This is a genomic window from Streptococcus oralis (genome assembly GCF_001578945.1).
Lineage (GTDB): Bacteria > Bacillota > Bacilli > Lactobacillales > Streptococcaceae > Streptococcus > Streptococcus oralis_Q.
Window position 1 is genome coordinate 1 of the sequence record NZ_KQ969614.1, and the last position, 447, is coordinate 447.

Annotated in this window: 1 protein-coding gene; it reads left to right on the forward strand. The window is 36.5% G+C overall.

What is annotated here, in order from left to right:
* Nucleotides 1-447: glycerophosphoryl diester phosphodiesterase membrane domain-containing protein (locus tag SORDD16_RS10040; RefSeq protein ID WP_241734072.1), on the forward strand; the 447-nt coding region annotated here is incomplete at both ends.

Below are 447 nucleotides of genomic sequence, written 5' to 3' on the forward strand. Positions count from 1 at the left end.
ACTTTATCGTGACTTACCTAGAAGACAAGCACTGGCTAGTGGGCTTGATGATTTTTGTGTCTGCTTGGATTTTCCTTTATATTTCCGTTCGTCTCATGTTTGCCCTTCCGAAAATCCTCTTTGAAAGAAAAACTGTGAGAGAAGGGGTGAAATATAGTCTGCAAAAGACAAAAAAACAAGTTCTCTTTTACGCTTGGAACTTGCTTCTCATTATTATTAAAACCTATCTCTTTTTCTTCCTTCTCTTGATTCCCTTGCTAATGGGACAGATTGTAATTGACAATCTAACACAGAAAGAATCACTGATTCTTGGAGTTGTCAACTTTGTCTTGATGAAAAATATCCACTATATGGCATTGAGCTATTTTCTTGTTAAATTTGTCTCCTTTTTGACAGGAGAGGAACTGGAGATCATGCCAAGAAGAAAAAAAGACCATCTGATGAGAT